Source organism: Chryseobacterium ureilyticum (assembly GCF_900156735.1).
GTDB lineage: Bacteria > Bacteroidota > Bacteroidia > Flavobacteriales > Weeksellaceae > Chryseobacterium > Chryseobacterium ureilyticum.
In genome coordinates, this window is sequence record NZ_FTOL01000002.1 from 601754 (window position 1) to 617458 (window position 15705).

4 protein-coding genes are annotated in these 15705 nt (G+C 36.8%); all 4 read right to left on the reverse strand.

Translation table 11 applies throughout. From position 1 onward, the window contains the following. Positions 1 to 54: 54 nt before the first annotated feature. Positions 55 to 2490, reverse strand: a complete 2436-nt coding sequence (locus tag BW983_RS09000; protein WP_076551634.1) for a fibronectin type III domain-containing protein — start codon at positions 2488 to 2490, stop codon at positions 55 to 57. Between the two features lie 435 nt (positions 2491 to 2925). Further along, a complete protein-coding gene (locus BW983_RS09005) occupies positions 2926 to 7959 on the reverse strand; it encodes a GEVED domain-containing protein (RefSeq protein ID WP_084184396.1) in 5034 nt (1677 codons plus the stop codon). A 236-nt stretch (positions 7960 to 8195) separates the two neighbouring features. After that, positions 8196 to 13262, reverse strand: a complete 5067-nt coding sequence (locus tag BW983_RS09015) for a fibronectin type III domain-containing protein (RefSeq protein ID WP_167369976.1) — start codon at positions 13260 to 13262, stop codon at positions 8196 to 8198. Positions 13263 to 13615: 353 nt separating this feature from the next. Next, positions 13616 to 15622 carry a M43 family zinc metalloprotease gene (locus BW983_RS09020; RefSeq protein ID WP_076551638.1) on the reverse strand — a complete coding sequence of 669 codons (2007 nt, stop codon included), beginning with the start codon at positions 15620 to 15622 and terminating at the stop codon, positions 13616 to 13618. Between the last annotated feature and the right edge of the window lie 83 nt (positions 15623 to 15705).

Below are 15705 nucleotides of genomic sequence, written 5' to 3' on the forward strand. Positions count from 1 at the left end.
TTTCTTCTAAGCTTTACATATAAAAAGCCCTCTGAAAAAGAGGGCTTTTTTGTACTATTCTTTGATAAACTTCTTTTCTATTGTTTCTCCATTATCATCAATATATATTACATATACACTGTTGACTAGTTTACTTACATCAATTTTATTATGTAGTATGATGCCGCTTTCGAGTAATTGACCTGAGAGACTATAAAGTTTATAATTCGCTTTTGAACTGATATTCTTTACATGCAATACAGTATGTACCGGATTAGGATAAATCGTTATATCATTATTCTGATCTAATAAGTTTGGAGCTGCTTTTTTAGAGATTATTACTTTATAATCTTCTACTTCTCCGTTTTTGAATTTGGTACAGCTTACAGGCACTCCATCTCTTTCCATAGCCACTCTCATCACGATATATTTATTATCTGTCATACTTACAGAAGCATTAGCTGGTACATTAAATTTACCTGAGATAGGACTTGTAGAATTCGGTGACGAGATTAAGATTTTCTCATCAATATCAAAATCTCCGTTTCTATTGAAATCAATCCATACAGCAACTCCTTCGTTTTGGGTATTTCCAGTCCATTTTTTATCAATAATGATTTCGTTATCTACAGATCCTTGAATCAATTCAATAATTGTACTAGGAACTCCTGTATAATTTGTATAATTAGAAGCTCCTGAAGAGTTTTCCATAACAGGTTTTCCATTTGGTTTCACTGTTATTTTGGAAATATGCTCTCCTACTGAACTTTCTGAAATCATTTGACAGTAACCGACTGTAGGAGTTGTAAAATAATACATCGGAGTAAAATTTCCAGCTGTTCCATTACAGATATTGGCTACCTGCATTTCGTACTTAGTTAATTCCGTAAGGTTATTCAAGATCAAATTATTAACGGGTGTAGGAATCTCTGTCCAGCTTGGAATCCCCACTTTTCTATATCTGAGAATGTAAGTAGCCCCAGGAAATGGATCCCATGTAATTTCTGCCCATGTAGGTAATAATTGAATTATTGTTAATCCTGAAGGAGGCGTTTGACATTCTCTTTCTGTAGTAAATACTTTAGGATTTGAATAAGGATTTAAAGTACCGCCTATACACTGATTAGCAATTTGAACTTCATATGTCTTATTAACTTCTAAGTTTGAAAGTGTAAAGGTATTGGCAGGTGGAGCAGGTAAATTCTCCTGGTTCCACGGGATTGTCCCCACTTCCCTCCATCTCATCACATAGGTAGCACTTGCTGCAAGGGGTGACCAGGTAATCAAAGCGGAGGTAGATGTAATACTACTGATTGTTACAACGGGAGGTGTAGGATCACATTTAGTTACAAATTCATCATGAGAAAAAGTTCCGGTTGTACCGTTACATACAGCAGCTACTTCTACTTCATATAATGTTGCAGATAATAAATTCGTTAAATTAAATGTATTCATTGTAAGCGGAGGTAAAGCTACCGGTGCATTTGTTGTGGTCCAATTTAATGTACCAACGGGTCTGTATCTTACCTGGTAATTATCTACTTTGTTCGTTCGTGGCCATCGTAAAGTAGCAGAATTATGGGTTACATTACTCACTGTAATTACCGGGGTTGTTATATCGCAAGTAGGTGTACTAAAGTTGCCACCAGAAACCCAGATACTTTTATCGGTTGTACTACATGCTGAACGTACCCACCAATAATAAGTAGTATTAGGAATCAGTTGAGATAAATTCGCTGTCAGAATACTAGTGGTTCCTGTAGGAGTTGTTCCTGAATTCGGCGGTGTATTGGTTGTAGTGATATAGTATTCATATCCGTCTGCCGGCGGTGCTGCTGGAGCAGCCCAACTTAATATTGCTGTAGTTGGTGTTATCGCTGATACTTGTAAAGATGTTGGAAAAAAGCATTTTCCTAATGAAATATTATCTACTGAAGCAGGAGGCTGAGTTCCACCGTTGTTATTATTTACCCATTCAAATATCAGACGCATATCTGCACCGGCAAAAGTATTAAGATCCAAATTAGCATTAATATAGGTCTGCCACGCAGTCTGCATATTAAAATCATTACCAACTCTGACCCTTCCAGCTCCGGCAGTAATACTGGTTCCGGCTGCAGGTGTAAAAGTAGAGGGAGCAAGCCATACTCTCAGATAATCTTTAGTACTCTCCCCACCTGCTCTCCAATCGAATGAAAAAATTGTGTTTCCGGTCCCCGCAGGAATTGCAATGTCTCTGTAGGTATGCACTATACTTGAACCGGTAACATTATAGGCATTTGTATTTCCATTCGTATTAGAAATATAGATGGCATTGGGGGGATTTCCCACAGCACTTCCGTGCATCCATTTATTTGTTTGCGATCCATTGACAAAAGTAAGGTCACCGTTACCTGCACTAAAATCTTCTCTATATGGAAAAGTAGCTGAAGTGGATGGAAAACAGGATCCCAGCAAAAAGCCTAAAATAATAGTACAAAAGGCTTTCAGCAAAAAATAATGTTGTTTCATAGTTATTAGTTTTATAGTTTCTTTATAAACTTCTTATAAACACTCCTTCTGAAGCTATTGGAATTCTTTTAAAAAGATTAGGATTTAGCCAAGGTCGAACATCGCAACGTTTGGCAACAATTATTGAACAATTCGTGAAAACAATTGCCAATATATTAAGGGATTTTAATGATGTAAAAATTTTTCTCATAATTACCATTGATATTTTGTAATATTCTCACAAACTTAAACAAATTTGTCAAATACAAACAATAAAAAATAAATAATTCAACAAAAAATGATTAATAAATATTTTATAACATTAAAACCGCCATATATAAAGGAAACTTAAATATTAACTTCAACATATATTGATTTAGTTCATTAAAAACCCATCCATTTTTCAATAATAAAGCCTCCATTTCTGGAGGCTTATTCTATATGAAATTCTATCTATTATTCTTTGATAAATTTCTTCTGAGCGGTATTACCATTATCATCAATATCTATTACATAAACACCGTTAATCAATCTGCTTACATTGATCTGGTTATTCAGTAAGATACCGTCTCCGATAACCTGTCCTGCTGCATTATAAATTTTATACTTCGCTTTCTTGCTGATATTTTTAACATACAATATTGAGCTTACAGGGTTTGGATAGATCATAATATCCGTCTGATCAAGTGGATTAGGAACTCCTTTTTTGGAAATTCTTACGGTATAGTCTTCCACTTCTCCATTATTGAAGTTGGTACAACTTACAGGAACTCCGTCTCTTTCCATTGCCACTCTCATTACTACATATTTGTAATCTGTCATACTTACAAATGCATCCGAAGGCACATTGAACTTACCTGATACAGGACTGTCTCTATTAGGAGATGAAGTAAAGATCTTTTCGTTGATATCAAACTCTCCATTTCTGTTGAAGTCGATCCAAACTGAGACTCCTTCGTTATATGTATTTCCTGTCCATTTTTTATCAATGATGATCTCGTTATCTGTAGATCCCTGGATCAATTCAATAAATGTCTTAGGAACTCCTGTATAATCTGTATACGTTGATGCTCCTGAAGGATTTTCCATTTTTGGCTTACCGTTAGGAATAACTGTTACTTTAGAAATATGCTCTCCTGTTGAACTTCCTGATCCCATTTTACAGTAAATTACTGTTGGCGTGGTAAAGTAATAAGGAGGAGTATAATTTCCTGGGGTTCCGCTACAGATATTAACTACCTGCATTTCGTATTTTGTCATTTCTGTAAGACCATTCAATATTACAGTATTGACAGGGGTAGGAACTTCTGTCCAACTTGGAATACCTACTTTTCTATATCTAAGAACATACGTTGCTCCTGGGAAAGGATCCCATTTGATCTCTGCCATTGTTGGCAATAACTGAGTAATTGTCAAGCCCGGAGGTGCAATCTGACAAATTCTTTCCGTTGTAAATACTTTAGGATTTGAGAATGGATTTAAACTACTTTCTCCATTACACTGATTGGCAATCATTACCTCATAGGTTGTATAGGGATCCAAAGGAATTACACTTCCTAATACATAGGTATTTGCAGGTGATGCCGGTAGTGCAATATCTGCATTTGACCATCCCGTTACTCCTACTTTTCTCCATCTCAGTGTATAAGTAGAACTTGCTGCAAGTGGAGACCAAGTAATCAATGCTGTAGTGGGTGTTATACTACTTATTGTCACATTCGGAGGGGTAGGATCACATCTCGTTGTGAAGGTCTTAATTGCGGTAGGGGTACCAAGTGTAATTCCACAATTGGCTGTAATCTGAACCTCATAAGTAGTAGCAGGCAACAAGTTATTCAGTATATATGACACATCTGAAACATAAACATCTGTCCATACAATTGTTCCTAATATCCTATATTGAACAAGAGAGGTAAGGTTATTTGTTGCCGCTGTCCAATTCAGAGTTGCAGAATTATGAGTAACCGCATTTACTGCAAGCCCTGTTGGTGTTTCAGTACTACATGGTTTCAATTTTACAACATAATCCTCCACTTCTCCATCTACAATATTTTGACACATGGTAGGAGCATTTCCTCTTCGCAGGGCTACTCTCATCACTGTAGTTAAAGGACCAGAATAGGCATTTGCAGGAATATTAAATGTACTTGTAACAGGCGTATTGATCCCTGCAGCAGAAATAAGTATTCTTTCGGAATTTATAAATTGTCCGTCTCTGTTAAAATCTATCCATGCCGTAATTGCATCATTTTGAGTTGAACCTGTCCATCCTTTTGCTACAGAAATTTTATTATTTGTTGAACCTATTTCCAGTGTAATTAACGTAGCTGGTGTTGTATAATTTGTATAGTTATTTTGAACAGAATTATTATTCATTATTGGTAACGCTGGATTTATAGGAGTTACCATTACATTTGAAATATGATCATTAGTCCCGGTTCCGGTCATTGAACAGTATGATACGGCTGGTGTTGTAAATTGTTGTAAAGCAGAAAATGACCCTGAAGTATTATTACAATTTGTTGCTACCTGAACCTCATATTGAGTCTGCTCTTCCAAGTTTGAAATTGTATAATTATTACCAACTCCTCCTACAGGATCTATCGTAGTCCATGCAGTGGTTCCTACCTTTTTGTATCTTAATATATAGGTTGCCCCAGTACTTGCTACCCATGATACAGCAGCAGAATTAGGTGTAAGGTTAGTAATAGTAATACTACTTGGAGCGGAACTATTACATGCTTGCATATCTATTATTTTAACACCATAATCTTCAACTTCTCCATTGGCAAATAATCCACAGGCAGCCGGATTATTCAGGTCTCTCATTACGACACGCATTCTTGTCTCAAGAGGTCCAATATAAGCTGTTGCAGGTACAGTAAAGTTTCCTGACACAGGAGTAGTCTGATTATTCCCTATATTTAAAACTCTTTCGTTCGTATCAAAAGTTCCATTTTTATTAAAATCTATCCAGACACTTACAGCTTTATTAGCCATAGCACCTGACCACGATTTAGATACTGAAATTGTATTACTTATTGTTCCACGAACCAAAGTAATTAATTTTGTCACATCTGATGAGTAATCAGTATAATTATTAGCTCCCGAATTATTACTCATTGTATAAGAACTGGCAGCAGCTACTATCACATTTGATATATAACCACTATCAGTATTACTTGAAACTGCACTACAATATGGAGTTGTAAAAGTCTTAATTGGTGAAAAACTTCCCGTTACACCTGAACAAATATTTGCAATCTGAACTTCATACGTTGTCCCTGCTGATAGACCATTAATTGTTATGGTATTTGAAGTTGGATTGGGATTAGCGTTAATCCAGGCAGCTGTACCCGCTACACGGTATTGCACTAAGTAAGACGCATTATAAGATGCATTCCAGGTAACAGTAGCCGTTGACTGTGTAAGAGCTGTAACTAAAACTCCTCCTGGAGGAGTTAATACACAAGTAGGAAGAGTTTCTATCGGAGCATTTCCTATAGCATAGAATACATTATTAATAGCACTTATTCTTATTTTAGCTGTACCTCCTGTAGGAAGAGGAAATGCACTAAAATCCAATGATTCAGCACCATCATTAGCTGTAGAGGCTGTTACCACATGCCAGGTTAATCCGTTATCTGAAGTAAAATCAATTTTTACATTAGTTGTATTATAGGGAGCTGCATTGGTAGCTGCAACATCCCATGTCACAGTTGTTGGTCCGTTATTATAAACTGTTGTTGGATTTACTTTGAAAGGACCATTATTTCCTACAATAATTGTTTGAATTGCAGATTGCGTCTGCTGCTGACTGACAAGAGGATTATTATCTCTTACAGTTATTGAGAATTTTGTTGTTCTTGCTACAGTAGACACAGCTTCCCATCCATTATTATCATGTAAAACTCCGGCTAATACTGAAGACAGCTTAGGAAAATAACGTGTAGGACTTGCAGATGGAGTTAACGACCTGAATGACGCTCCTGTGGTTGTATTTCCTAAATTAATATTATCTATTGAAGGACCGCCGGAAATCATTGCATCAGCCTGTTCCCAAGTATATGTCATCGGATCGTTTTCTGCATCCGTAACTGAAGCTGTTAAAACAAAAGCCGTTCCCTTTGGAATATTATAAGTAGGTAATGAAGCAATTGCCGGAGGAGTATTTGTAGCCGTAGTTTCTATATCACATGTTCTGGTTATTAAAGTACTCTGAACCTGTTTTATACTATTATTAATAAAATAAGGATCCGTATTGGGCTGTATATCGAAAGTACCTCCGGGCGAAGGAAAGATCCCATAATTAGCTGCGTTTCCATTAGCAATTCCGGCATATGCCATAATTGTGGAGCCTGAACCAGGTTCAAATTGGGTATTGGGTGTTTGAAATTGATAAGAAAAGGTATGATTTCCTCCTAATTGATGTCCCATTTCATGGGCAACAAAGTCTATATCAAAAGTATCACCCTGAGGTCCGGAATTGGCAGGAGAAGTAAATGCAGAACCTTTTCCCTTTCCTGTACTTGGATCAGGATTACCTGGTTCTAAGCAAATACAACCTATACAACCAGCATTCCCTCCACCTCCACTTGCCCCAAACAAGTGACCTATATCATAATTAACGTCTCCAACATTAGCGGTAAGTGTTTGCTGCAACTCTGTATTCCAAGCATCAGGAGCCTGCCCTCCTGTTACCGCGGAATAAGGGTCTGTACTTGGGTTGGTATAAATAACATTTGGAAAGTTTTGTAGAATTAAATGCAGAGCAAAGTCTTTTTCATAAATACCATTTACTCTGGTAAGCGTTGCATTTATTCCTGTTAAAGCACCAGCCACTGTCCCACCAAAAAATTGAGTATATTCACCTGTTACAGATATGGCTAGCCTTAGTGTTCTGTATTTTCTATCAGAAGATCTGGCAAAACTATTAGGTTGATGATTAAAAAGCTGCCCATTTTGACGGAGCTTTTCTATTTCTTTTTTATCGTGAAGATTTTCCTCGGTAGAGCAGATGAACCCCGACTTACCTTTCTGTGTTTTTGGATGAACTTCATAAATGGTTTTATTAGCATTTGCAGGTTCAATAAATTCTGATCCTTCATTTGAAATCATCATCGATTGAAAATCATTTGGAGCAAGACTAAATCTTATGTATTTGGAGGGGTCATCAATCCCTACTCCAGCATATGAGCCCAATTGATATTGATCAGCCAGCTCTTTCACCATAACCGGAAAACTATAAACAGCAAACTGTTCTATTTTCCCACTGAGAGTAGGTATTGAAATAGTAACAGGCTTTGCATTGGTTCCTGCTTCCTCAGCTTTTGCCAGTTGTGATTTCAACAATGAAATGTCCAAAGTATAGTACCCTTTGGGATGAATATCATTTCGAAGTTCTCTTTCATTAAAAACTGTTTGAGCCCATTGTGCATGAAACATTGTGAACAAACAAAGAAAAAAGAAGGATGTAAAGATTTTCTTCATAATTTCTATCAAAAATTTGTATTAATCTCACAAAAATAAACCATCCATTACCAAAAGACAATACAAAACGCTCGATTGCATGAAAAATCACTAACAAATCATTATATAAATTAAAAAAACAAACAATAAAAAGTAATTCAAGTGAAAATTTCAACATATGTAGATTTATCTTTTAAATTATTACAAAAAAATAAGCCTCCATTTCTGGAGGCTTATTCTATATGAAATTTTATCTATTATTCTTTGATAAATTTCTTCTGAGCGGTATTACCATTATCATCAATATCGATTACATAAACACCGTTAATCAATCTGCTTACATTGATCTGGTTATTCAGTAAGATACCGTCTCCGATAACCTGTCCTGCTGCATTGTAAATTTTATACTTCGCTTTCTTGCTGATATTTTTAACATACAATATTGAGCTTACAGGGTTTGGATAGATCATAATATCCGTCTGATCAAGTGGATTAGGAACTCCTTTTTTGGAAATTCTTACGGTATAGTCTTCCACTTCTCCATTATTGAAGTTGGTACAACTTACAGGAACACCATCTCTTTCCATTGCCACTCTCATTACTACATATTTGTAATCTGTCATACTTACAAATGCATCCGAAGGCACATTGAACTTACCTGATACAGGACTGTCTCTATTAGGAGATGAAGTAAAGATTTTTTCATTGATATCAAACTCTCCATTTCTGTTGAAGTCGATCCAAACTGATACTCCTTCGTTATATGTGTTTCCTGTCCATTTTTTATCAATGATGATCTCGTTATCTGTAGATCCCTGGATCAATTCAATAAATGTCTTAGGAACTCCTGTATAATCTGTATACGTTGATGCTCCTGAAGGATTTTCCATTTTTGGCTTACCGTTAGGAATAAATGTTAATTTAGAAATATGCTCTCCTGTTGAACTTCCTGATCCCATTTTACAGTAAATTACTGTTGGCGTGGTAAAGTAATAAGGAGGAGTATAATTTCCTGGGGTTCCACTACAGATATTAACTACCTGCATTTCGTATTTTGTCATTTCTGTAAGACCATTCAATATTACAGTATTGACAGGGGTAGGAACTTCTGTCCAACTTGGAATACCTACTTTTCTATATCTAAGAACATATGTTGCTCCTGGGAAAGGATCCCATTTGATCTCTGCCATTGTTGGCAACAATTGAGTAATTGTCAAGCCAGGAGGTGCAATCTGACAAATTCTTTCCGTTGTAAATACTTTAGGATTTGAGAATGGATTTAAACTACTTTCTCCATTACACTGATTGGCAATCATTACCTCATAGGTTGTATAGGGATCCAAAGGAATTACACTTCCTAATACATAGGTATTTGCAGGTGATGCAGGCAATGCAATATCTGCATTTGGCCATCCCGTCACTCCTACTTTTCTCCATCTCAATGTATAAGTAGAACTTGCTGCAAGTGGTGACCAAGTAATTAAGGCTGTCGTTGGAGTTATACTACTTACAGTAACATTTGGAGGCGTAGGATCACATCTCGTTGTGAAGGTCTTAATTGCTGTAGAAGTACCAAGTGCTCCACCACAAACTGCTGAAACCTGAACTTCATAAGTTGTAGCAGATTCCAATCCATTGATTGTAAGCGGAGATGTAGCTGTATATAAATCTATCCATGTAAGATCTCCTAATTTTCTGTATTGTACACGATAAGTAGTAGCTCCACCAAGAACAACATCTACAGAATTGTGAGTAAGCGTTGCAACAGGGAATGTAGGTGCATTTGGAATTGTTGTACCACATGTTCTGATTCTTACTGCATAATCTTCTACTTCTCCATCAATAGCATTTGCACATGCCGTAGGAATAGATGATGAACGTTTTAACACTACTCTCATTGTAGTAGGATAAGGACCTGTATTTGCATTTGTAGGAACGTTAAACTGTGCCGAAACCGGTGTAACTGTACTTCCAGCAATACCAAGAATTCGCTCTGTTGCATTATCAAATACACCATCTCTATTGAAGTCTATCCATGCTGCAACAGCATCATTACCTGTAGATCCGTTCCATCCTTTTGCTACAGAAATTTTATTGTTCTGAGATCCTGCATCCAATGTAATAAGTGTTGCAGGAGTTGTATAGCTTGTATAGTTATTCTGCCCTGTATTATTACTCATTGGAGGAGTTCCAAGGTTAGCAGAAGTAATTGTTACATTAGAAATATGGTCATTATCTCCACTACCTGTTACCGGGCAATACTGCAATGGTAAAGTTGTAAATGGTGTAGGTGTAGACCATGATCCAAAGCTACCTGTACATTTTACAGAGATTCTCACTTCATATTGAGTCTGCTCTTTTAAAGGAGGTGTAGCTGGTACAGTATAAACGTTACCTGGAGCAGGTACTGGATTTACCGTTTGCCAAGCTCCACTTGGTAATTCTCTGTATTGTATCTGATATGTAGCACCTGTAGCAGCTATCCAAGAGAAAGTAGCACTCTTATCTGTAATGTTTGAAACAGTAATAGCCGGAGGTGTCGTAGAACATGCAGGCTGATCAATCAATTTCACTGAATAATCTTCTACTTCACCGTAGTCAAATGAACCAAATGTTCCACAAGGTGTAGAAACAGTACCATCCATCATCACGACTCTCATACGTGTAAGAAGAGGACCATTATAAATAGCTGGGTTTGGAGGAAGCGGTATAGCAAAAGTACCGGTTCCGTTTGTTACTGGAGTTGTAGTACTGCTTGAAGATGTAAGCACTTGCTCACTTGCTTCAAAAACGCCATTTCTATTAAAGTCAATCCATACCCCAACACCATAACTTGATGTTGAACCTGGCCAGAATTTAGTAACACTTATTTTATTGTTTGATGTACCTCTTACAAAAGTAATTAATCTCGTAGGATCAGCTGTATAATCCTTATAAACGTCATATCCGGAATTACTTACCATTAATGGTCCGTTTGTAGGCGTAACAACTACCTTACTGATATAACCATCTGAAGTAGTATTGGTAGGTGTATTGTTACAATAAGTAAGCGCAGGAGTAGTAAAGAACACACTTGTAGAATATGTCCCCTGGTTACCTTGACAAATAGTAGCAATATGAACTTCATACTGAGTCTGATCTGCCAAATTAAACAGAAGAGCACTACTTGTAAAAGGTGTAGTCACATTGATTGTCTGCCAAGCTCCTGTTCCTGTTCTATACTGAATCACGTAAGTAGCTCCTGCAGCCGGCAACCAGCTTACAATAGCTGTACTTGGAGTAACGTTAGAAACGGTAACTCCTGTAGGAGGTGCTGCTGAACACGGCTGTAAATCTACTGCTGTAAGCATCAATCTTGGAATATCTGCATATCTGCCAGAAGCCGTTGGAGGAGAAGCCGGATCAGGATTGTTTGTATCACTACGATATAGAATTCCTCTATTTGCTCCTGCATTATAAGATCCCCATTCCGCAGTACCTGATGTTAAACCTGGTGTGTTTTCATCAACTGCAATTACAAGGTTGCTAACGCCATCCCATACAAATGGTGCTGTTAATTGAATTGTCACCCAAGTCCCATTGGTCATTGTAGGAAGTGTCCCAGAAAACACCTGAGTCATATTACCTACAGGAACCCAATCAGTTGTACTTGAGAAGTTTGCTTTAGTTGTATTTCCTAAATAAACATTCCAACCATTATAATTAGTTTGAGGCGTTTTAGTCGTTTCTGCAAAGAACTTCACTGAAGTAATTAACCTCGTTGTTCCCAATGCTGTTCCAACTTCTGAAGCCGTATAAAGTTGTTGAGAATAATTGTATTCCCAGTTAGAATTCACCGGAAGCTGAGTTGAGATCCCTGCCCCTGAACCAATTTGTCCTGGAACAAATCTAGGTCCCGCTACCCAAGTACTCTTATCAGTTGTTGTACATACCCCTCGTACCCACCAGTAATAAACAGCACCTGTCGTTAAAGGAGATATTGTAGCAGTTGTTCCAGTTGGAACCACCAGAGAAGGAGTTGTTCCTACCACAGGAGGTGTATTTGTTGTACTATAAAAAATTTCATACCCCATTGCAGGTGGCGTAGCAGGTGCATTCCAGTTAAGAACTGCACTTGTCTGTGTTACTGTTCCTACTGTTAACGTAGAAGCTGTCAAAGGAATACATGTAGGAGGAGTTGTAAAACTTCTCGGTCCCGACCATGTACTTTGATCTGTTGTACTACATCTTGCTCTCACCCATGCGTAATATGTTGTATTAGGAATTAGAGGTGTAAGAGTTGCCGTTGTTCCTCCTGGTACATTTTGTTGAGGTATAGATGTACCTGTTGGAGCAGTGTTGCTTGTACTGTAATAAATATCAAAACCTCCTGCTGGTGCATGAGTATAAGCAGTCCAATTCAATACAGCGGTTGTTGCTGTTATAGTTCCCATTGTCAAGGTCCCTCCTGTTGGCATTGCCGGACAAGTAGCCGGTGTACTGAAAGAAACTGGTCCTGACCAAATACTTTGCTCTGTTCCACTACATTTTGCTCTTACCCATACATAATATGTACTTAGAGGAGTTAAAGGAGAAAGTGTAGCTGTTGTCCCTGTTGCAACCGTTTGTGTTGGTGGTGTTGCAGCATCTGGGGCTGTATTGGTTGTACTATAGTAAATTTCATAACCCATAGCAGGAGCAGGAGTAGGTGCTGTCCAGCTAATTACAGCATTAGTTGCTGTTACTGCTCCCAAACTTATTGCACCAGATGGTAAACATCCAGTAGCTGGAGCAAATGTTAATTGAACATTTGGTCTTTGCCCATTAAGAGTCAGGTTGTTTGTAGCTCCTGGAGGAGTAGTATCTTTTTGTAAATACAAATGCTTTGCAGTATTACTTGTATAAGTAAAAGAACCACCTGTACTACCTGTCCCAGCACCTGATCCTCCAAAATTGGTTTCAACCATCACCATAAGGTTATCTGCTCCGTTATAATAATAAGGAGTTTGTAATGCTATGGTATTCCATCCAACTGTTATATTATTTACAGTTCCATCATATACCAAAACTGCTCCCGTAGTTAAAGTATTCCAACTTTGAGCTGTAAGAGCTGTTGTTGAGCTTGGTACAGATTTAAGATATACTTTCACAGGAATATTTACAGTTACTGCCGCCGTAGCATTCCATGCAACAGACTGAATACTTCCGGAAGCACTAATTTCTGCAGACGTATAAAGCCCTGCAGATCGCTCGTACCCATAATAAGTACCTAAAGGATAAATCTGGGTACTGGTCCCAGTACCAATGGTAACTGTTTGTGCCTGCATAGACAGTCCGACGACCATACAGAGCAATGTAATGAGCACCTTAAAAGTTCGGCTCATTTTACAGAGTAAAAGTCCACTCATATTTTTCTTAATTTAATAATGATAACGATAATAAAAGAATTATAGTATTTTCAGTTTAAAGATGTTAAAATAGAATTCAGAAACATCTTATTTTACAGTTTATCTGTAGTAAAAAAGTAATTTCATTCCATAGGCTAATATTTTAATAATTACACAAATCTAATCATTTTTTCATTATAATACATTTATTAAAATGATTTTTTGGAAAAATTAAACCACAATACAACATAAAATTAAAAATAAAATAATCCCCAGAAAATCTGAGGATCATTTACTATTTAAAGTTATTATTACTTTTTAATAAATTTAAAGCTCTCTGAAATACTTCCATATTTTATGGTAATTATATAGTTTCCTTTCAACAATTCACCCACATAAACCTTATTATTATCAACAGTTCCTTTTTTAACAATTTGCCCTACTACATCATGAATTTCAAACATTGCTTTAGAAGAAACCTTAGTAATGTTTAAGATATCATTTACAGGATTTGGATAGATTCCAAAATTATTATTCTTCTTAGTAACTTCATTTGTTCCCAGAGTCTGAACTTTCAATAATTTCTTTTGAGAAGTTGTAAAGCTACCACCTGAAATCAAAGGAGTCCCAGAAGTAGTTTCAATTGAGTAGTAACCTCCATAAAACGCAAAACCATCACCATATTCATCTTCAATTGTAAATGTATAGCAGTCATCAGGTGCTAATTCCCAGTTTTGAGTAATTAATCCTGGTAAAGCAGGGGGAACTGAATCATCATAGCCAGCTCCACTACTATATACTACAACTCCTGCACTGTTTTTCAAATTCCATGTTATTTCACTTCCATAATAATCTAATTGAAGTTTGAATACCACTTTTGATGGAACTGCCATAGGAGCCCCTACATAAGTAGAAGTAACAGTATTATTAGATGCTCTCTGATCCGCACCTCCATTGGCAGTTTCAATATTAATAGTCATTGGTCCCGCCATAGTACCGGAAGCTACTGGAAGACTTAGCAACTGAGATTTATCCTGAGAAAGGTTACCTGTCCAGTTATAAGGAGCTTGAGCGACTCCGTTAATTGTATAATTAATTTTAGCTGAAGTAAGAACACTGGTTCCTCTGTTAAATAAAGAAACAGGAACATTTTGAGAAACAGCACAAGTACCAGTTGTACAAGTTCTTTCCAACTTAACTTCAGCATCGTTTGCAAATAAAGGAATAGCAACATCCTTTACAGAATTTTTCAATGAGGATCTTCTTGGAGAGTTATTCATAACAGCTGCAATTCTATCTTTCTGATTAACAGTAAAAATATTCATACAAGCATCATCAGAATAATCCATATAGTTCTGCACCATTTCCATTACTGAAGGATCGGCACAACTTTGTAATGCTGGAGAACAGCCAAAATTAGAATGATGCGCCACAGGAGTATCTGCACAGAAATCATCTCCACATTGAGAATCTCCCCAAATATGTCTTAATCCTAAAAAGTGTCCTACTTCATGGGTCATAGTCCTTCCTTTATTATAAGGATCTGCCAACATAAAATCACTACCGTAATTTATACTCCCAAAAGTGTAAAAGCCAGCTACAACTCCGTCCGTAATAGCATCTCCATTTATCGGATCCAATCCTGGAAGTGTTGAACCATCCGGAAACTGTGCATAACCCAACAGATCATCATCTGGAGAATCAAATGCCACACTCCACATATTCATATATTGATTAGGATCCCAAATAGTTTCAGGTTTTACAAAAGCTTCAATCACATCTCTTTTAAACACAGATTGACATAGATTAACTCTATCAATACCATTTGTTGGATTTCCATTAGGATCCACTTTCGCTAAGGCAAACTGAATTTGTACATCTGCTCCTACGGGATTATTATTGAATCCAGGAGTTCCTGTCATTCTACGATAATCCTCATTCATTACAGTAATCTGTGATTCTACCTGTGCATCTACAATATTAGGAGCACTTCCAACTGGCTGCCCTCCATGAATAACGTGAACCACTACTGGAATAGTAATAATACCTCCATTCTGTGATCTTTCATTTTTAGCTTTCTCAACTAATGGTTTCAGCCAAGCTTCAAACTGATCCTTAGTCATTCTTCCAGGAAAATTTCTTCTCAAGAATTCTTCATAGTCAGTAGTACCACATCTGTCGAAGCCATGAGATAAAGCCAATTCTTGTGGAGATTTTTTTTGAAACATTCCTTTTTGCCTAACTCCTTGCGCACCCAATAAACCGGCACATAATAAAGGGAGTAAAAACAAAGATTTTGAAGTAGTAGATTTTTGCATTTATAATTTTTATTAAGTTCACAAATATATAAGTTTTACAAACAATCAATAACATATATTCAAAAAATGAAAACAAACAACAC

What these genes read in the sequence shown, in the direction of transcription:
- BW983_RS09000 (WP_076551634.1), bottom strand. Translation starts at nt 2,490, where the DNA reads ATGAAACAACATTATTTTTTGCTGAAAGCCTTTTGTACTATTATTTTA.
- BW983_RS09005 (WP_084184396.1), bottom strand. Translation starts at nt 7,959, where the DNA reads ATGAAGAAAATCTTTACATCCTTCTTTTTTCTTTGTTTGTTCACAATG.
- BW983_RS09015 (WP_167369976.1), bottom strand. Translation starts at nt 13,262, where the DNA reads ATGGTCGTCGGACTGTCTATGCAGGCACAAACAGTTACCATTGGTACT.
- BW983_RS09020 (WP_076551638.1), bottom strand. Translation starts at nt 15,622, where the DNA reads ATGCAAAAATCTACTACTTCAAAATCTTTGTTTTTACTCCCTTTATTA.